Origin of the sequence: Micromonospora sp. WMMD961, assembly GCF_029626145.1 — a bacterium.
In the GTDB taxonomy this organism is placed as follows: Bacteria; Actinomycetota; Actinomycetes; order Mycobacteriales; family Micromonosporaceae; genus Micromonospora.
The window spans coordinates 3,395,637-3,408,293 of the sequence record NZ_JARUBJ010000002.1; the positions used below are offsets into that span (position 1 = coordinate 3,395,637).

The 12,657-nt window shown below is 73.0% G+C and carries 14 protein-coding genes; 10 read left to right on the forward strand and 4 right to left on the reverse strand.

Annotated elements, in window-relative coordinates:
• The first annotated feature begins 67 nt into the window (after nucleotides 1-67).
• The 6 genes from O7614_RS15285 to O7614_RS15310 all read left to right on the forward strand — a co-directional run bounded on the left by O7614_RS15285 (nucleotide 68) and on the right by O7614_RS15310 (nucleotide 5,437).
• Nucleotides 68-1,105 (forward strand): zinc-binding dehydrogenase, encoded by a 1,038-nt coding sequence (locus tag O7614_RS15285; protein ID WP_278139123.1) that lies wholly within the window; start codon nucleotides 68-70, stop codon nucleotides 1,103-1,105.
• Nucleotides 1,105-1,926 carry a sugar phosphate isomerase/epimerase family protein gene (locus tag O7614_RS15290; RefSeq protein ID WP_278139124.1) on the forward strand — a complete coding sequence of 274 codons (822 nt, stop codon included), beginning with the start codon at nucleotides 1,105-1,107 and terminating at the stop codon, nucleotides 1,924-1,926. The genes O7614_RS15285 and O7614_RS15290 overlap by 1 nt, the downstream gene beginning before the upstream one ends.
• 366 nt (nucleotides 1,927-2,292) lie before the next feature.
• Nucleotides 2,293-3,291, forward strand: coding sequence for a hypothetical protein (locus O7614_RS15295; RefSeq protein WP_278139125.1), 999 nt, complete (start codon nucleotides 2,293-2,295; stop codon nucleotides 3,289-3,291).
• A 55-nt stretch (nucleotides 3,292-3,346) separates the two neighbouring features.
• The gene (locus tag O7614_RS15300) at nucleotides 3,347-3,745 is read left to right on the forward strand and encodes an NUDIX domain-containing protein (RefSeq protein ID WP_278139126.1); all 399 of its coding nucleotides are present in this window, start codon (nucleotides 3,347-3,349) and stop codon (nucleotides 3,743-3,745) included.
• 41 nt (nucleotides 3,746-3,786) lie between these two features.
• Complete coding sequence (locus O7614_RS15305; RefSeq protein ID WP_278139127.1) at nucleotides 3,787-4,200, forward strand: DUF2267 domain-containing protein; 414 nt, start codon at nucleotides 3,787-3,789, stop codon at nucleotides 4,198-4,200.
• A gap of 88 nt (nucleotides 4,201-4,288) precedes the next feature.
• On the forward strand, nucleotides 4,289-5,437 hold the full coding sequence (locus O7614_RS15310) for an FUSC family protein (RefSeq protein WP_278139128.1): 1,149 nt from the start codon (nucleotides 4,289-4,291) through the stop codon (nucleotides 5,435-5,437).
• Nucleotides 5,438-5,447: 10 nt separating this feature from the next.
• Here O7614_RS15310 and O7614_RS15315 read toward each other — a convergent pair whose 3' ends face one another.
• Nucleotides 5,448-6,080, reverse strand: a complete 633-nt coding sequence (locus tag O7614_RS15315; RefSeq protein ID WP_278139129.1) for a TetR/AcrR family transcriptional regulator — start codon at nucleotides 6,078-6,080, stop codon at nucleotides 5,448-5,450.
• Nucleotides 6,081-6,150: 70 nt separating this feature from the next.
• Between O7614_RS15315 and O7614_RS15320 the strand changes: the two genes are divergently transcribed.
• The gene (locus O7614_RS15320) at nucleotides 6,151-6,915 is read left to right on the forward strand and encodes an SDR family oxidoreductase (protein WP_278139130.1); all 765 of its coding nucleotides are present in this window, start codon (nucleotides 6,151-6,153) and stop codon (nucleotides 6,913-6,915) included.
• Here the strand turns inward: O7614_RS15320 and O7614_RS15325 are convergent, their stop codons facing one another.
• A complete protein-coding gene (locus O7614_RS15325) occupies nucleotides 6,916-8,157 on the reverse strand; it encodes a hypothetical protein (RefSeq protein ID WP_278139131.1) in 1,242 nt (413 codons plus the stop codon). It lies immediately after the preceding gene.
• Nucleotides 8,158-8,183: 26 nt separating this feature from the next.
• Nucleotides 8,184-8,699 carry an NUDIX domain-containing protein gene (locus tag O7614_RS15330; RefSeq protein WP_278139132.1) on the reverse strand — a complete coding sequence of 172 codons (516 nt, stop codon included), beginning with the start codon at nucleotides 8,697-8,699 and terminating at the stop codon, nucleotides 8,184-8,186.
• Nucleotides 8,700-8,749: 50 nt separating this feature from the next.
• Between O7614_RS15330 and O7614_RS15335 the strand changes: the two genes are divergently transcribed.
• Nucleotides 8,750-9,241, forward strand: coding sequence for a type II toxin-antitoxin system PemK/MazF family toxin (locus O7614_RS15335; RefSeq protein ID WP_278139133.1), 492 nt, complete (start codon nucleotides 8,750-8,752; stop codon nucleotides 9,239-9,241).
• Nucleotides 9,242-9,268: 27 nt separating this feature from the next.
• Here O7614_RS15335 and O7614_RS15340 read toward each other — a convergent pair whose 3' ends face one another.
• Entirely contained in the window at nucleotides 9,269-9,919 is a 651-nt protein-coding gene (locus O7614_RS15340; protein ID WP_278139134.1) for an NAD(P)H-dependent oxidoreductase, read from the reverse strand.
• A gap of 120 nt (nucleotides 9,920-10,039) precedes the next feature.
• Here O7614_RS15340 and O7614_RS15345 point away from each other — a divergent pair, with 120 nt between their 5' ends.
• Both O7614_RS15345 and rox read left to right on the forward strand, forming a co-directional pair.
• Nucleotides 10,040-11,062 carry a phosphotransferase gene (locus O7614_RS15345; protein ID WP_278139135.1) on the forward strand — a complete coding sequence of 341 codons (1,023 nt, stop codon included), beginning with the start codon at nucleotides 10,040-10,042 and terminating at the stop codon, nucleotides 11,060-11,062.
• Nucleotides 11,063-11,226: 164 nt separating this feature from the next.
• On the forward strand, nucleotides 11,227-12,654 hold the full coding sequence (rox, locus tag O7614_RS15350) for a rifampin monooxygenase (RefSeq protein WP_278139136.1): 1,428 nt from the start codon (nucleotides 11,227-11,229) through the stop codon (nucleotides 12,652-12,654).
• The last annotated feature ends 3 nt before the right edge of the window (nucleotides 12,655-12,657 follow it).

Consider the following 12,657-nt stretch of genomic DNA (forward strand, 5'->3'; position numbering starts at 1 on the left):
GATCAATAGCAAGACATATGGCGATTTTGTGTCTATCCTGGAGCCCAGTGCTACCGGGATGTGACTCATGGTCAATTGGGTTGTCTCTCTCGCCGGGCCTCGACGGATCAGCCTCGAGCCCCACCCCCCGGATCCGCTCGGCCCCGGCCAGGTTCGCGTCCGCACCTGCTACTCGGGCATCTCCGCCGGCACCGAGCTGACCCTCTACCGGGGCAGCAACCCCCGGCTCAGCAAGGCCTGGGACGACACCGCCCGGATGTTCGTCCCCCGACAGGCGCCGGTGCCCTACCCGTTGATCGGCTTCGGCTACGAAGAAGTCGGCGAGATCGTCGAGGTGGCGCCGGAGGTCGCCGACCGGCACCCGGGGCAGTTGGTCTGGGGCATCTGGGGGCATCGGGCCGAGGCGGTGCTCGCCGCCGGGTCGGTCCGTCCGCTCCCCGCCGGGTTGGACCCGCTCGCCGCGGTCTTCGCCCGCCCCGGCGCCATCGCCCTGACCGCCGTGCTCGCCGGCGACCTGCACCTCGGCGACTGGGTCGGTGTCTTCGGGCAGGGCGTCATCGGGCTGCTCACCACCCGACTCGCGGTGCTCTCCGGGGCCCGGGTGGTGGCCGTCGACCCGGTGCCGGCCCGGCTGGAACACGCTGCCCGGTACGGCGCGGCATCCACAGTGGACGCGCGGACCGAATCCGCCGCTGCCGCGCTGCGCCGCGCCACCGACGGCCGGGGCGCGGACGTCTGCCTGGAGTTGTCCGGGGCGTACCCGGCGCTGCACGAGGCCATCCGCTCCACCGCACACGCCGGCCGGGTCGTCGCCGCCGGGTTCTACCAGGGCCAGGCCGACGCGCTCGGCCTCGGCGAGGAGTTCCACCACAACCGCATCCAGCTGGTGGCCGCCCAGGTGTCCGGGCCCACCCCCGCGCCGAGCATGGCCGGGCGGTGGACCGGAGACCGGGTCGCGCAGACCTTCATGGACCCGGTGGCCGACCGCAGCGTCGATCCGATGCCGCTGGTCAGCCACATCGTCGACGCCAGCGCCGTCGCCGACGCCCTCGCGCTGCTCGACCGCGGCGCCGGTGACGTCCTCCAAGTCGTGCTGAGGTTCTGATGACCACCATCGCGCTGGCCTGCCAGGAACAACTCCTGCCGGGCACCAACCTGATCCAGAAGTACGCCCTCGCGACCGCCCTCGGCTACCAGGGCATCGAACTACGCGGACGCGGCGACCTGGCGTTCGCCCACCGGCTGCCGGAGCTGCGCCGGGCCCGCGCCGCCGGGGTGGTGCTGCCCACCGTCTGCGTCGAGATGGACCACTTCATCGGCGACTTCGACACCGACCGGTCCGCCGACGCCGTCCGCAACCTGCGCTCCCAGCTCTCGGTGATCGCCGAGCTGGGCGGCGTCGGGGTGATGACCCCGGCCGCCTGGGGGATGTTCTCCCGGCGGCTTCCGCCGTTCGAGCCACCCCGACCGCCGGCCGGCGACCGGCAGGTCCTCCTCGACGCCCTGGGCGGCCTGGGCGAACACGCCCGGGCCGAGGGGGTCACCCTCTTCCTGGAACCCCTCAACCGGTACGAGGACCACATGGTCAACCGCCTCGACGAGGCGGTGGCGCTGTGCGCCGCACTCGCACTGCCGTCGGTCCGGGTGGTCGCCGACACCTTCCACATGAACATCGAGGAGGACGACGTGCACCGCGCGCTTCGCGCCGCCGCGCCCTACCTCGGGCACGTACAGGTCAGCGACTCCAACCGCTACCAGCCCGGCGCGGGGCACCTGGACTGGCCGGCGCTGGTGCGTACCCTGCTGGAACTGGACTACCGGGGTTGGCTCGCCCTGGAGTGCCGGCTGCGCGGGGACCCGGTCCGGGCCCTGCAGGAGGCCGCGACGGTGCTGCGGCACGCGTTGCCCCGGCGGGCCGCCGCGTGACCGCCGACGCCGGGGCGACACGGGTCGGCGGGACCGCCGCCGTGACCCGCACGGGTGGCCCGACCGACCTGGCCGGGTTGCGCCGGCTGGCGGTCGACACGCTCGACGCCAACTGGGAACACGACCACACCGTGCCGTCGCGCACGCTCTACCCGCACCAGTGGAGTTGGGACTCCGCGTTCATCGCGATCGGGCTCGCCCAGGTCCGCCCCGAACGAGCCTGGCGCGAGTTGACGAGCCTGTTCCGGGCCCAGTGGGCCGACGGGCGGGTGCCGCACATCGTGTTCAACCCGGCGCTGCGGGTCGGCGCGTACTTCCCCGGGCCGGAGATGTGGGCGCACCGACAACGCCGAGGGCACCCCCACGGTGGACACGTCCGGCCTGGTCCAGCCACCGGTGCACGCGCTCGCGGCGTGGCTGGCGTACCGGCGGGCACCCGAGTCGTCCGGCCTGGACGCGCTGCGCCGGCTCTACCCCGCGCTGGTCGCCCAACAGCACTACCTGGCCGACCGGCGGGACGTGGCCGGCGACGGGCTGGTCTGCATCGTGCACCCGTGGGAGTCCGGGTTGGACAACAGCCCCGCCTGGGACGAGCCGATGGCAGCGGTCGGAGCCGAGGCGGCGGTGATGCGCGCGTACCGTCGGCACGACACCGCGCACGCCGACGCCGCGCACCGCCCCACGGACCTGGACTACGCGCGCTACCTGGCGATCGTCGCCGCCTACCGCGAGCACGGCTACGCCGACCGGGATCTCGCCGACGACCACCCGTTCCTGGTCGAGTGTCCGCTGTTCAACGCGGCCTTCGGGTCCGCCGAGCACGCGCTCGCCGAGATCGCCGCGCTGCTGGGTCACGACCCCGGGCCGCACCGGGCCCGCGCGGCCCGCGTCACCGAAGCGTTGGTACGACGGCTCTTCGACCCGGTCACCGGCACGTTCCAACCCCGCGACCTGCGCACCGGTCGGCTGATCAGCGCCCGTACCGTGCTCGGGTTGACCCCGCTGCTGCTGCCCGACCTGCCGACCCGACAGGTCGACGCGCTCGTGGTCGAGGCCCGGTCGGCGCGCTTCGGGGTGGCCCGGCACATGGAGCGGCCGCTGCCCACCTACGACCGCACCGCGCCCGACTTCGAGCCACTGCGCTACTGGCGCGGGCCGAGCTGGCTGAACATCGGTTGGCTGGTCCGGCGCGGACTGCTCACCCACGGGCACCCGGACCTGGCCGCCGGGCTGCGCCACTCGATGATCGGCGTGGTCGCCGGGGCCGGCTGTCACGAGTACTTCCATCCGGACACCGGCGCGGGCCTGGGCTCACCGGCGTTCAGCTGGACCGCCGCGCTGCTGCTCGACCTGCTGACCGACTGAGTCAGCTCCGGCCGCCGGTGGTAGCGTGCCCGGTCCGCCGGCCGGAAGGAACATCGTGCGCGAGATCGACAAGGTGGCCTGGATCCTCATCGAGGAGGGACGGGTGCTGAGTACGCGGTCGGAGGGCAAGGACGTCTGGTACCTGCCCGGTGGCAAGCGCGAGCCGGGCGAGACCGACCTGGAGACCCTGCGCCGGGAGGTCCACGAGGAGCTGAGCGTCGAGGTGGACGTGCGCGGCGCGGTGCCGCTGGGCACCTTCACCGCTGCGGCGCACGGTCACGCGGCCGGCATCACCGTCCGGATGACCTGTTACCGGGCCGGATATCGGGGACAGTTGCAGCCGGCCAGCGAGATCGCCGAAATGGCCTGGCTGGGGTACGCCGACCGGCACCGCACCTCCGCGGTCGACCAGATCATCTTCGACCACCTGCTGTCCGAGGGCCTGCTGCGCTGACGCTGCCGTTTGTCGACGTCGGCCGGGGGTAACCGCCCGGCGTGACCGACGGCGACGGCTTCCCGTACTTCATCGACGCGGTGTCCCGGCGGTCCGGCCTGCCGACCGCGCAGGCCGCCGCGCTCGCCCGCGCCGTCCTCCAGACAATGGCCGAACGGGTGACCGGTGGCGCGCCCGACGACCTCGTGGGACACCTTCCGAACAACGTGGGCGGTTATCTGACCGGCCCGGCCCCGGTCGACGGTGGTGCCGGTGCCGCACCACCGCCGTCGGACGCCGGTCCGGCCGACTTCCTGCGCCGGGTGGAGCAGCGTGCCGGTGTCGATCCGGCCGCCGCCCGCGCCGGAACCGGAGCGGTCTTCGCGACGCTGCGGGAGGCGATGACGGTACGGGAGTTCCGCGAGATGGTGGCGCGACTGCCGCGCGACGACGGCGGCCGACCAGGTCCTTTGTGATCCACTCGCGTGGGCTGTGCCGGTGCCGGACACCTCGATTAGCGTGAACCCGGACTGATCGGCAGCCGGTGCGTGGTACGAGTGCTCGGTGAAACGCGTCAAGACGGCCGTCGCGCAGATCCGCAGTCGCGGTGGCCGGGCGAGCCGACTGCGGCTCAGCCAGTTGGAGGCCGCCCTGGTCATCTCGGTGCAGGCCGGGCTGGCCGCGGCCCTGGCCTGGTCGATCGGGCACGACCTGCTGGGCAATCCCGCGCCGATCTTCGCCCCCTCCGCCGCGGTGGGCACGATCGTCGCCGCGCTCGGGCAACGCGCTCACCGGACCATCGAACTGCTGCTCGGTGTCGGCCTCGGCATCGCCACCACCGACTTCCTGTTGAGTTTTCTGGGCACCGGGTTCTGGCAGACCGGATTCGTCGTCGGGTGTGCCGTCCTCGCGACGCTCGTGCTCTTCGGGCGCAGTGGGGCTGCCGTCGGCCAGGCGGGCGGCACGGCGGTGCTGCTCGCGACCCTCGCCCCGGCTCAGAACGACCTCGAATGGCCGCGGATCGTCGAGGCGATGGTCGGCGGCGCGGTGGGCCTCGTGGTGGTCGCGTTGCTGGTGCCGCTGAACCCGATGCGGATCCTCGACCGGGATGCGGCGCCGATCTATCAGCGGCTCGCCGGTCAGCTGCGGGAGGTGTCCGGTGCGCTGACAGCGGGGGACCGGCCGCGGGCGATTCGCGCCCTGGATCTGCTCCGCGACATCGGTCCCGCGTTGGACCGGATGCACCAGGCGCTCAGTGGCGCCGAAGAGGTGGTCAGCCTGGCCCCTGCCCGCTGGTTGCGCCGGCAGGACGTGGAGCGGTTCGCGCGTGCCAGTCAGCAGGTGGAACGCGTCATCGAACACAGCCGTGGGGTCGCCCGCCGATCGGCGATGGCACTGCAGTACCACGAGCGGATTCCTCCTGACCTGTCCGCCGGCGTCGGACGGCTCGCCGACGCGGTCGAACTGCTGCGCCGCGAGCATCGCGCTGGACGTCCGACCGAGAGGACCCACCAGGCGGTGCGCGACGCCGTCTACCGGGCGGGCCGGGCCCGCGCCCAGGGCGTCGACGAGTTCGGCGACGCCGTGGTGACCCAGCTCCGTACCGCTGCCAGCGACCTTCTCCGGGCGATCGGGTACGACGCGACGTCAGCGAACGACGAGGTGCGCAAGGCGGTACAGGACGGCGAAGCCTCCGTGCACGGGGGCGGGTGAGCCGGGCGGCTCAACGCGCGTCCGGCCGGTCCCTGACGGCGTCGTCGCCGAAGGCGGCGGTGAGGGCCTTCGCGACCAGGTCGGGCAGCTCGCTGAGTCCGTCGTCCTCGGCCCACCGCACGAGTGCCGTGTGCATGGCGGCCAGGCAGGCGCTCGCCGCCGCGTGGGCGTGGAACACGGCGTCGGGATCGGTGTCGTCCCCGAGGGCGGTGACGATGGCCTGCTGGAGGGCGTAGTTGTTGTCCAGGTGCTTGGCCCGCAGGGCCGGCGTCGAGATCATGAGCCGGAGTCGGGCGAGCAGGAACTGCCCGCTTGCCGACAGGCCGTCGCCACGGCCGCCGGTCAGGGCCGCGGTCGACTCGATCAGCGCGCCGCCGATGCGGCGTACCAGGGGCTGGTTGGCGGGTGACGCGGCGATCCGGTCGGCGACGAGTTGGGCGTGCTGGTCGATGAGGACGAGGTCCTCCTTCGTGGGGAAGTGCCGATAGACGGTCATCGGGGACACGCCCGCGGCCTCGGCCACGTCGTTCACCGTGGTGGCGTCGTACCCGCGTTCGGTGAACAGCCGCACCGCGTGCGCCTGGATCGCGCGTTGCGTCTCGGCTCGGCGTTGCGCGCGCAGGGTCGACTGCTGGTCGGGCATGTGATAGACACTACCTCAGTGATAGTCACTACCAGATTGGTAGCGACTAACAAAAGGTGAGGTGGTTGGCGTGGGCGATCTGACCGGCACAACGGCTCTGGTGACCGGTGCGTCCCGTGGCATCGGGCAGGCGATCGCGGTCCGACTGGCGGCGAACGGCGCGATGGTCCTCGTCCACTTCGGCACCGACGAGGACGGCGCGACGGCGACAGTCGGCGACATCGAGCGCGCCGGTGGTACCGCGCTCGCCGTCCGGGCGGAGCTGGGCGTGGACGACGACGTCGAGACGCTTTTCGCGGGAGTGGAGACCGGCCTGGCCGGGCGTCCACTTGACATCCTCGTCAACAACGCGGCCACCCCGCCGGCCGGCCCGCTCGGGGTCACGACGCGGGCGCAGTTCGACCACCTCTTCGCGGTGAACGTGCGAGCGCCGTACTTCATCACCCAGCGGGCGTTGCCACTGCTGCGCGACGGTGGCCGCATCATCACGATCTCGTCGGTGGCGACCCGGATGGCCAACACCACGCAGACGTCCTTCGCCATGACGAAGGGCGCTGTCGAGACGATGAGCATGACCGTGGCCAACCAGGTCGGGGTCCGGGGGATCACCGTCAACGCGGTCGCCCCCGGCGCCACCCGCACGGCGACCAACGGACCGGCCTTCGAGGCGGCGGGCCTGGCCGACCTCATCGCCGCGACGACCGCCCTGAACCGGCTGGGCGAGGCCGACGACGTGGCCGAGGTGGTCGCGTTCCTCGCCTCCGACGCTGGACGTTGGATCACCGGCCAGGTCATCGATGCTAGTGGCGGCCTGTTCCTCGGGCCGCGGCTCTGATCACCGCTCGACGGCGTCGGCCTCGGACAGGTCCTCCGGCTCGCTGATCCAGGCGGAGAAGACCGGCAGCCCGTGCCACGGCCCGGTGACACCGTCGGCCCCGGTGTCGGTGGCGACGGCCACCACCGCGTACGGGTGACCGAAGCGCAGCTCGGCGGTGCGGGCGACGCCCTCGGGCGGCAGGCTGACCAGGCCGAACATACCGGTCACCGCCGCCGCCTCGAAGCCGTACCGGTCGAAGCGGGCCACCGCCGACTGCCGCGCCTCGAAACGGTCCACGGGTGTCGCCAGCGCCCTCGCCAGCGTGGCGGTCGCGGCGGGGAAGCCGAGCGTCGGGGCGGCCAGGTCGTGGTCGCTGCGAGCCGACCAGCACGGCAGCACCGCGTGGTGTCGCTCCTCGCGGCCGTCCCGGGCCCGGGTGCGTACACGTTCCTCGCGTACCGTCCACAGCGGAGCGTCGCCGAGCGGCAGGTCGAACAGCGACCGAGCACCGGCCGGCTGCGTGCCGTCGGCCGCGCCGGCGCTGAGGTCGTACGCGACGGCCAGTACCTCGGCCGGCGGCACCTGCGGCGCGGCGGCTACCGAGAGGACCACCAGCCCCGCACCGTCGGTCGTCCGGGCCGGGGCGGCGTGCACGATCACGTCACCGGCCCGCGTGGTCGACACGATGGCGCACCGGTGGCCCTGGCCCGGGCTGCGCAGCGCCCGGCGCAGCTTGCCCGCCCACGGGCTGTCGACGCCGAGCGCGCGGGCGTCGGCGACGTCGAACGGGGTTGCCCAGGACACCCGGGTGGCCAGGGCGCTGGCCAGGGCGAAGACCACGTCCGGGCCGACCTTCAACGGGAACGTCTCGACCAGACCGTCGGTGTGCTCGCGCGCCCAGGCGTCCAGCCCGGCCTGGTCGGGCAGTACGCCGACCTCGGTGCTCCGGGGCAGCGCGGCCCGCCACCTGCTCGACCCGACGTCGCCCCGCCCCGACCGTTGCCAGAGCGCGGTGGCGGACCTGACCAGCGGGTGCGGCGCGTCCAGCAGCGTGCGGGCAGCCTCGGCGGCACCCGCCAGGTCGGTGCCCAGGGCGTCGGCCAGGCCCGCGCCGGCCGGGTCGTGGTCGGCGGCCGTCGTGGCGCAGACCGCGAGCAGCAGCCAGGCGCCGAGCGGGGAGGCGACGTGGTGCCGGTCGCCGACCGTGGCGTGCAGCCGTGCGGCGTACCCGGACAGTGGCCCGTGCAGGTCGGTCGTCATGCCCCTACTGTGCCCGCCGGCCCGGCTCACGACCACAGCTCGAACGGCTCGTCGATGGCCTCGCCGGCGAGGAACGGCGTGAGCAGCCGGGGGAGCTGCCCGGGGTAGAAGCGTTGCGGGCTGGCGACCACCTCGCGCAGTGGCCACCACCGGAAGTCGAAGTAGTCCTCCCGCTCGTAGTCGAGCCGGTGCGTCTCGTCCACGTCCGGACCGGGGCCGGCCAGCCGTACCGCGACGACCACCTCGTCCTGCAGGTGCCGTACCTGGCGGTGCAGGAAGCTGGCCCGCCGACGCCAGGTCGGCGCCCCCACCTGGTCGGCGCCGACCACGATGCCGGTCTCCTCCCGCAGCTCCCGCAGCGCGGTGTCGCGGTAGGTCTCGCCAGGGTCCATGCCGCCGCCGGGCAGCTCCCACCAGGTGCCCAGCCGGGGATGGTCGGGGTCCTGGGTGTGGAAGAGCAACACCCGGTCCAGGCTGTCGGTAACCACCACCCGCACCGCGCGTCGCTCCAGGATGGGCAGGTCGCGGGGAAGCTCGTCCATCGGGCCAGTCTGCCGTAGCGCCCACCTCGGCGGCGGGTAGGCTGCCCGCCGTGGCTGGTCTGTTGAGGAATGTCGCGGCTCGTATCTCCCGGGTGGGCGAGGTGCTCCCGTCGCCCCGACGCAGCGGGCCCGCCCCCGCGCAGGTGGCCCGCCGCCGCCAGGTGAGCGCGTTGCAGCGCCGGGAGCTGACCTACGCCCCGGAGCGCGACGGCCAGGCCGACCCCGGCGAGATCGTGTGGACGTGGGTGCCGTACGAGGACGACCCCCGGCAGGGCAAGGACCGGCCGGTGCTGGTCGTCGGGCGGCACAGCCGGACGCTGTTCGGGCTGATGCTGTCCAGTCAGAGCGAGCGCGACGGGCAGCGGCACTGGTTCGCGCTCGGGCCGGGCGAGTGGGACCGCGACAACCGGCCGAGCTGGGTTCGGTTGGACCGGGTGCTCACCATGCGCGAGGACAGCATCCGCCGCGAGGGTGCCGTGTTGGACCGGCCTCGGTTCGACCGGGTCGGGCAGGCGCTGCGCGCCGGCTACGGCTGGCGCTGACCGTACCGCCGTCGAGCGGGTCGTCGGTCAGGCCGGTTCGCGGCTCGGGCCGACCGCGGCGCCGCGCGCGTCCGGCGGCGGGTACGGTTGCTCGGCGAGCAGCCGGGCGAGGTGTGCGGTGTTGAGCGCCAGTGCCTTCGTGGTGCGGCCGGTGGTGTCCGGCTTCGGGCCGGCGTCGCGGTAGTCCACTGTGTGCAGCGCCTCGCCGACCCAGTAGGTCGCCGCGGCGGCAGCGAGGGTGAAGCCGACCTCGTTGAGCGCCTGCTGCACCTGGCCGATCGTGTGGTGCGCGCCGTCCTCGTTGCCGACGACTGCCACACCGGCCACCTTGCCGTAGGTGAGCAGCCGGCCCTCGTCGTCGGTCTCGGAGAGTTCGGCGTCGAGGCGTTCGAGGACCATCTTGCAGACGCTCGACGGCTGACCGAGCCAGATCGGCGTGGCGATGACGAGGACCTGGGCCGCCAGGAGTTTGGCGCGGATCGCCGGCCAACCGTCGCCGTCGCCCTCGTCGGTGGACACCCCGAAGCGCACGTCGTGGTCGACGACCCGGACCAGTTCGCCATCCACGCCCTGCGCGGCCAACTCGGCCAGCACCTCCTGGCCGAGCTGCTCGGCGCTGGACGGTGCGGGTGACGGCTTGAGGGTGCAGTTGAGCACGAGGGCACGGATGCTCGCCACGTCGATTCCCTTCGGCCGTCGAGTGAGGTTGCTGCCTCCCCATACCCGGACGCCGGCCTGGGACACCTCCGCACGACTAATGCACTGGGCGGGACTGCCGGCCGGTGGCATGGTGGCCGCATGACCGAGGGCGATTCGCGGCGGCTGGCCGAGCAGGTCCGGGCCGGCTTCGGCCTGAGTGTTTCCGCGCTGGAGCAGGTGACCCACGGCGCGGACCAGCACGCCCGACTGTGGCTGGCCCGGACCGTCGACGACGGTCGGTACGCGGTGAAACTGAGCGGTGGTGGCACCGCGGCCGGCCTGGTCGTGACGGCATACCTGGCGGACCAGGGGGTGCCGGGGATCGCCGCGCCGCTGCGGACCCGTGACGGTGGGCTGTTCGTCGACCACGACGGGTGCCGGCTCTCGGTGGTGCCGTGGATATCCGACCAGCGGGCCCTCGACGGCCCGATGACCGACGCGCACTGGCGCGCGTACGGCGAGGTGCTGGCCGCTGTGCACGCGGTGCCGGTGACCGCGGAGTTACGGGGACTGCTGCCGGCGGGCGGTGCGGCGTACCCCTCGATCGTGGCCTCGACCCGGGCGGTGGCCGAGCGGTTGCGCGACGCGGGCCGTGACGACCCCGCCGGTCCGTCGGTCGGGGAGCTGGCTGCGGTGTGGTCGGCGGCGGCCGGGCAGATCCAGCTGCTGACCCGGGAGGTCGAACGCCTCGCCGCCGACCGGCCGGCCCGGCCTGGCCCGGACGTGGTCTGCCACGGCGATCCGCACCTGGGCAACCTGCTGCTCGGCGTGGACGGGCGGGTCTGGTTGATCGACTGGGACGACGCGGTGCTCGCCCCGCCCGAGTGTGACCTGATGTTCGTCCTCGGCGGGGTGCTCGCCTTCGCCCCGGTCAGCGCTGCCCAGCAGGAGGCTGCCCTCGCCGGGTATGGCGTGGTCGACATCGATCCGGCCCGTCTCGCCTGGTTCCTCGCGGTCCGTGCGCTGGACGACCTCAGCGACTGGACCCGGCAGGCGTTGGATCCGGACGCCGAGAGGGCCGACCGGGACCGGGCGGCGCGGATCGTGCGGGGGCTGGTGTCCGAGGTCGGTCTGGTGACTCTCGCCGACGTGGCGCTGCGCAGCCTCGACCGGCGGCGCTGAGCGGGGCAGACACGTCCGGCGAGGACGGACAAGAAGAACGGCAAGGAGGTCATGCGCTCCTTGCCACCTCCAACGTATATCGCACCCCGGGTCTTGCGGCAAGACCCGGGTGGTGCTGCAGAATCTCCTGCCGAAGCCCAAACCTGGGAAAATCGGGGTATTCTGTGATCGATGTGATCATTGCCGGCGGTGGACCGACCGGCCTGATGCTGGCCGCCGAGTTGCGGCTGCACGGCGTGCGCGTGCTCGTGGTGGAGAAGGACAGCGAGCCGACCCCGTTCGTCCGCTCGCTGGGCCTGCACGCGCGCAGCATCGAGGTGATGGACCAGCGCGGCCTGCTAAAGCGGTTCCTCGCGCTCGGCCAGCAGCACCCGGTGGGTGGCTTCTTCGCCGCCATCCCCAAGCCGTCGCCGGGCGGGCTGGACACCGCCCACGCGTACGTCCTCGGCATCCCGCAGACCACCACCGACCGTCTGCTGGCCGAGCACGCCAGCGACGTCGGCGTCGAGATCCGGCGGGGCTGCGAACTGGTCGGCCTCGACCAGGACGACCACGGGGTGACCGTCGACCTCGCCGGCGGCGAGCAGGTGCGCTCGCGCTACCTCGTCGGCTGCGACGGCGGCCGCAGCACCGTGCGCAAGCTGCTCGGTGTCGGCTTTCCCGGCGAGCCCAGTCAGGTCGAGTCGTTGCTCGGCGAGATGGAGGTGGGCGTGGCGCCGGAGGCGGTGGCCAACGTGGTGGCCGAGGTCCGTAGGACCCACCTGCGATTCGGTCTCGGGCCGCTCGGCGACGGGGTGTACCGCGTCCTCGTCCCCGCCGAGGGGGTGGCCGAGGACCGTTCGGTCCCGCCGACCATCGAGGAATTCAAAGAGCAACTCCGGGTGTACGCGGGCACCGACTTCGGCGTGCACTCGCCGCGCTGGCTCTCCCGCTTCGGCGACGCCACCCGGCTGGCCGAGCGCTACCGGACCGGCCGGGTTCTGCTGGCCGGCGACGCCGCGCACATCCACCCGCCGACCGGTGGGCAGGGGCTCAACCTAGGCATCCAGGACGCGTTCAACCTCGGCTGGAAACTGGCCGCCGAGGTCGACGGCTGGGCGCCGGAAGGGCTGCTGGACAGCTACCACGCCGAGCGGCACCCGGTGGCGGCCGACGTACTCACCAACACCCGCGCGCAGATGGTGCTGCTGTCGCCGGAGCCGGGCCCACGGGCGGTGCGTCAGCTGCTGGCGGAGCTGCTGGACTTCGAGGAGGTCAACCGGTACCTGATCGAGAAGGTCACCGCGATCGGGGTCCGGTACGACTTCGGCGAGGGCCACGAGCTACTCGGCCGGCACCTGCGCGACGTGCGGCTGAAGCACTGCCGCCTCTACGAGCTGATGCGCGGTGGTCGAGGTCTGCTGCTCGACCAGACCGGCCGGCTCTCCGTCGGCGGGTGGGCGGACCGGGTCGACCACGTCGTCGACGTCAGCGACGAGCTGGAGGCGCCCGCCGTGCTGCTGCGACCGGACGGCCACGTGGCGTGGGCGGGCGACGATCAGACGGACCTTCTCGGTCAGCTACCCAGGTGGTTCGGCGCACCCGTCAGCTGAACG

Bases quoted from the DNA above. Each gene is read 5' to 3' on its own strand.
- O7614_RS15285 (WP_278139123.1), top strand. From the start codon at position 68: ATGGTCAATTGGGTTGTCTCTCTCGCCGGGCCTCGACGGATCAGCCTC.
- O7614_RS15290 (WP_278139124.1), top strand. From the start codon at position 1,105: ATGACCACCATCGCGCTGGCCTGCCAGGAACAACTCCTGCCGGGCACC.
- O7614_RS15315 (WP_278139129.1), bottom strand. From the start codon at position 6,080: ATGCCCGACCAGCAGTCGACCCTGCGCGCGCAACGCCGAGCCGAGACG.
- O7614_RS15325 (WP_278139131.1), bottom strand. From the start codon at position 8,157: ATGACGACCGACCTGCACGGGCCACTGTCCGGGTACGCCGCACGGCTG.
- O7614_RS15330 (WP_278139132.1), bottom strand. From the start codon at position 8,699: ATGGACGAGCTTCCCCGCGACCTGCCCATCCTGGAGCGACGCGCGGTG.
- O7614_RS15345 (WP_278139135.1), top strand. From the start codon at position 10,040: ATGACCGAGGGCGATTCGCGGCGGCTGGCCGAGCAGGTCCGGGCCGGC.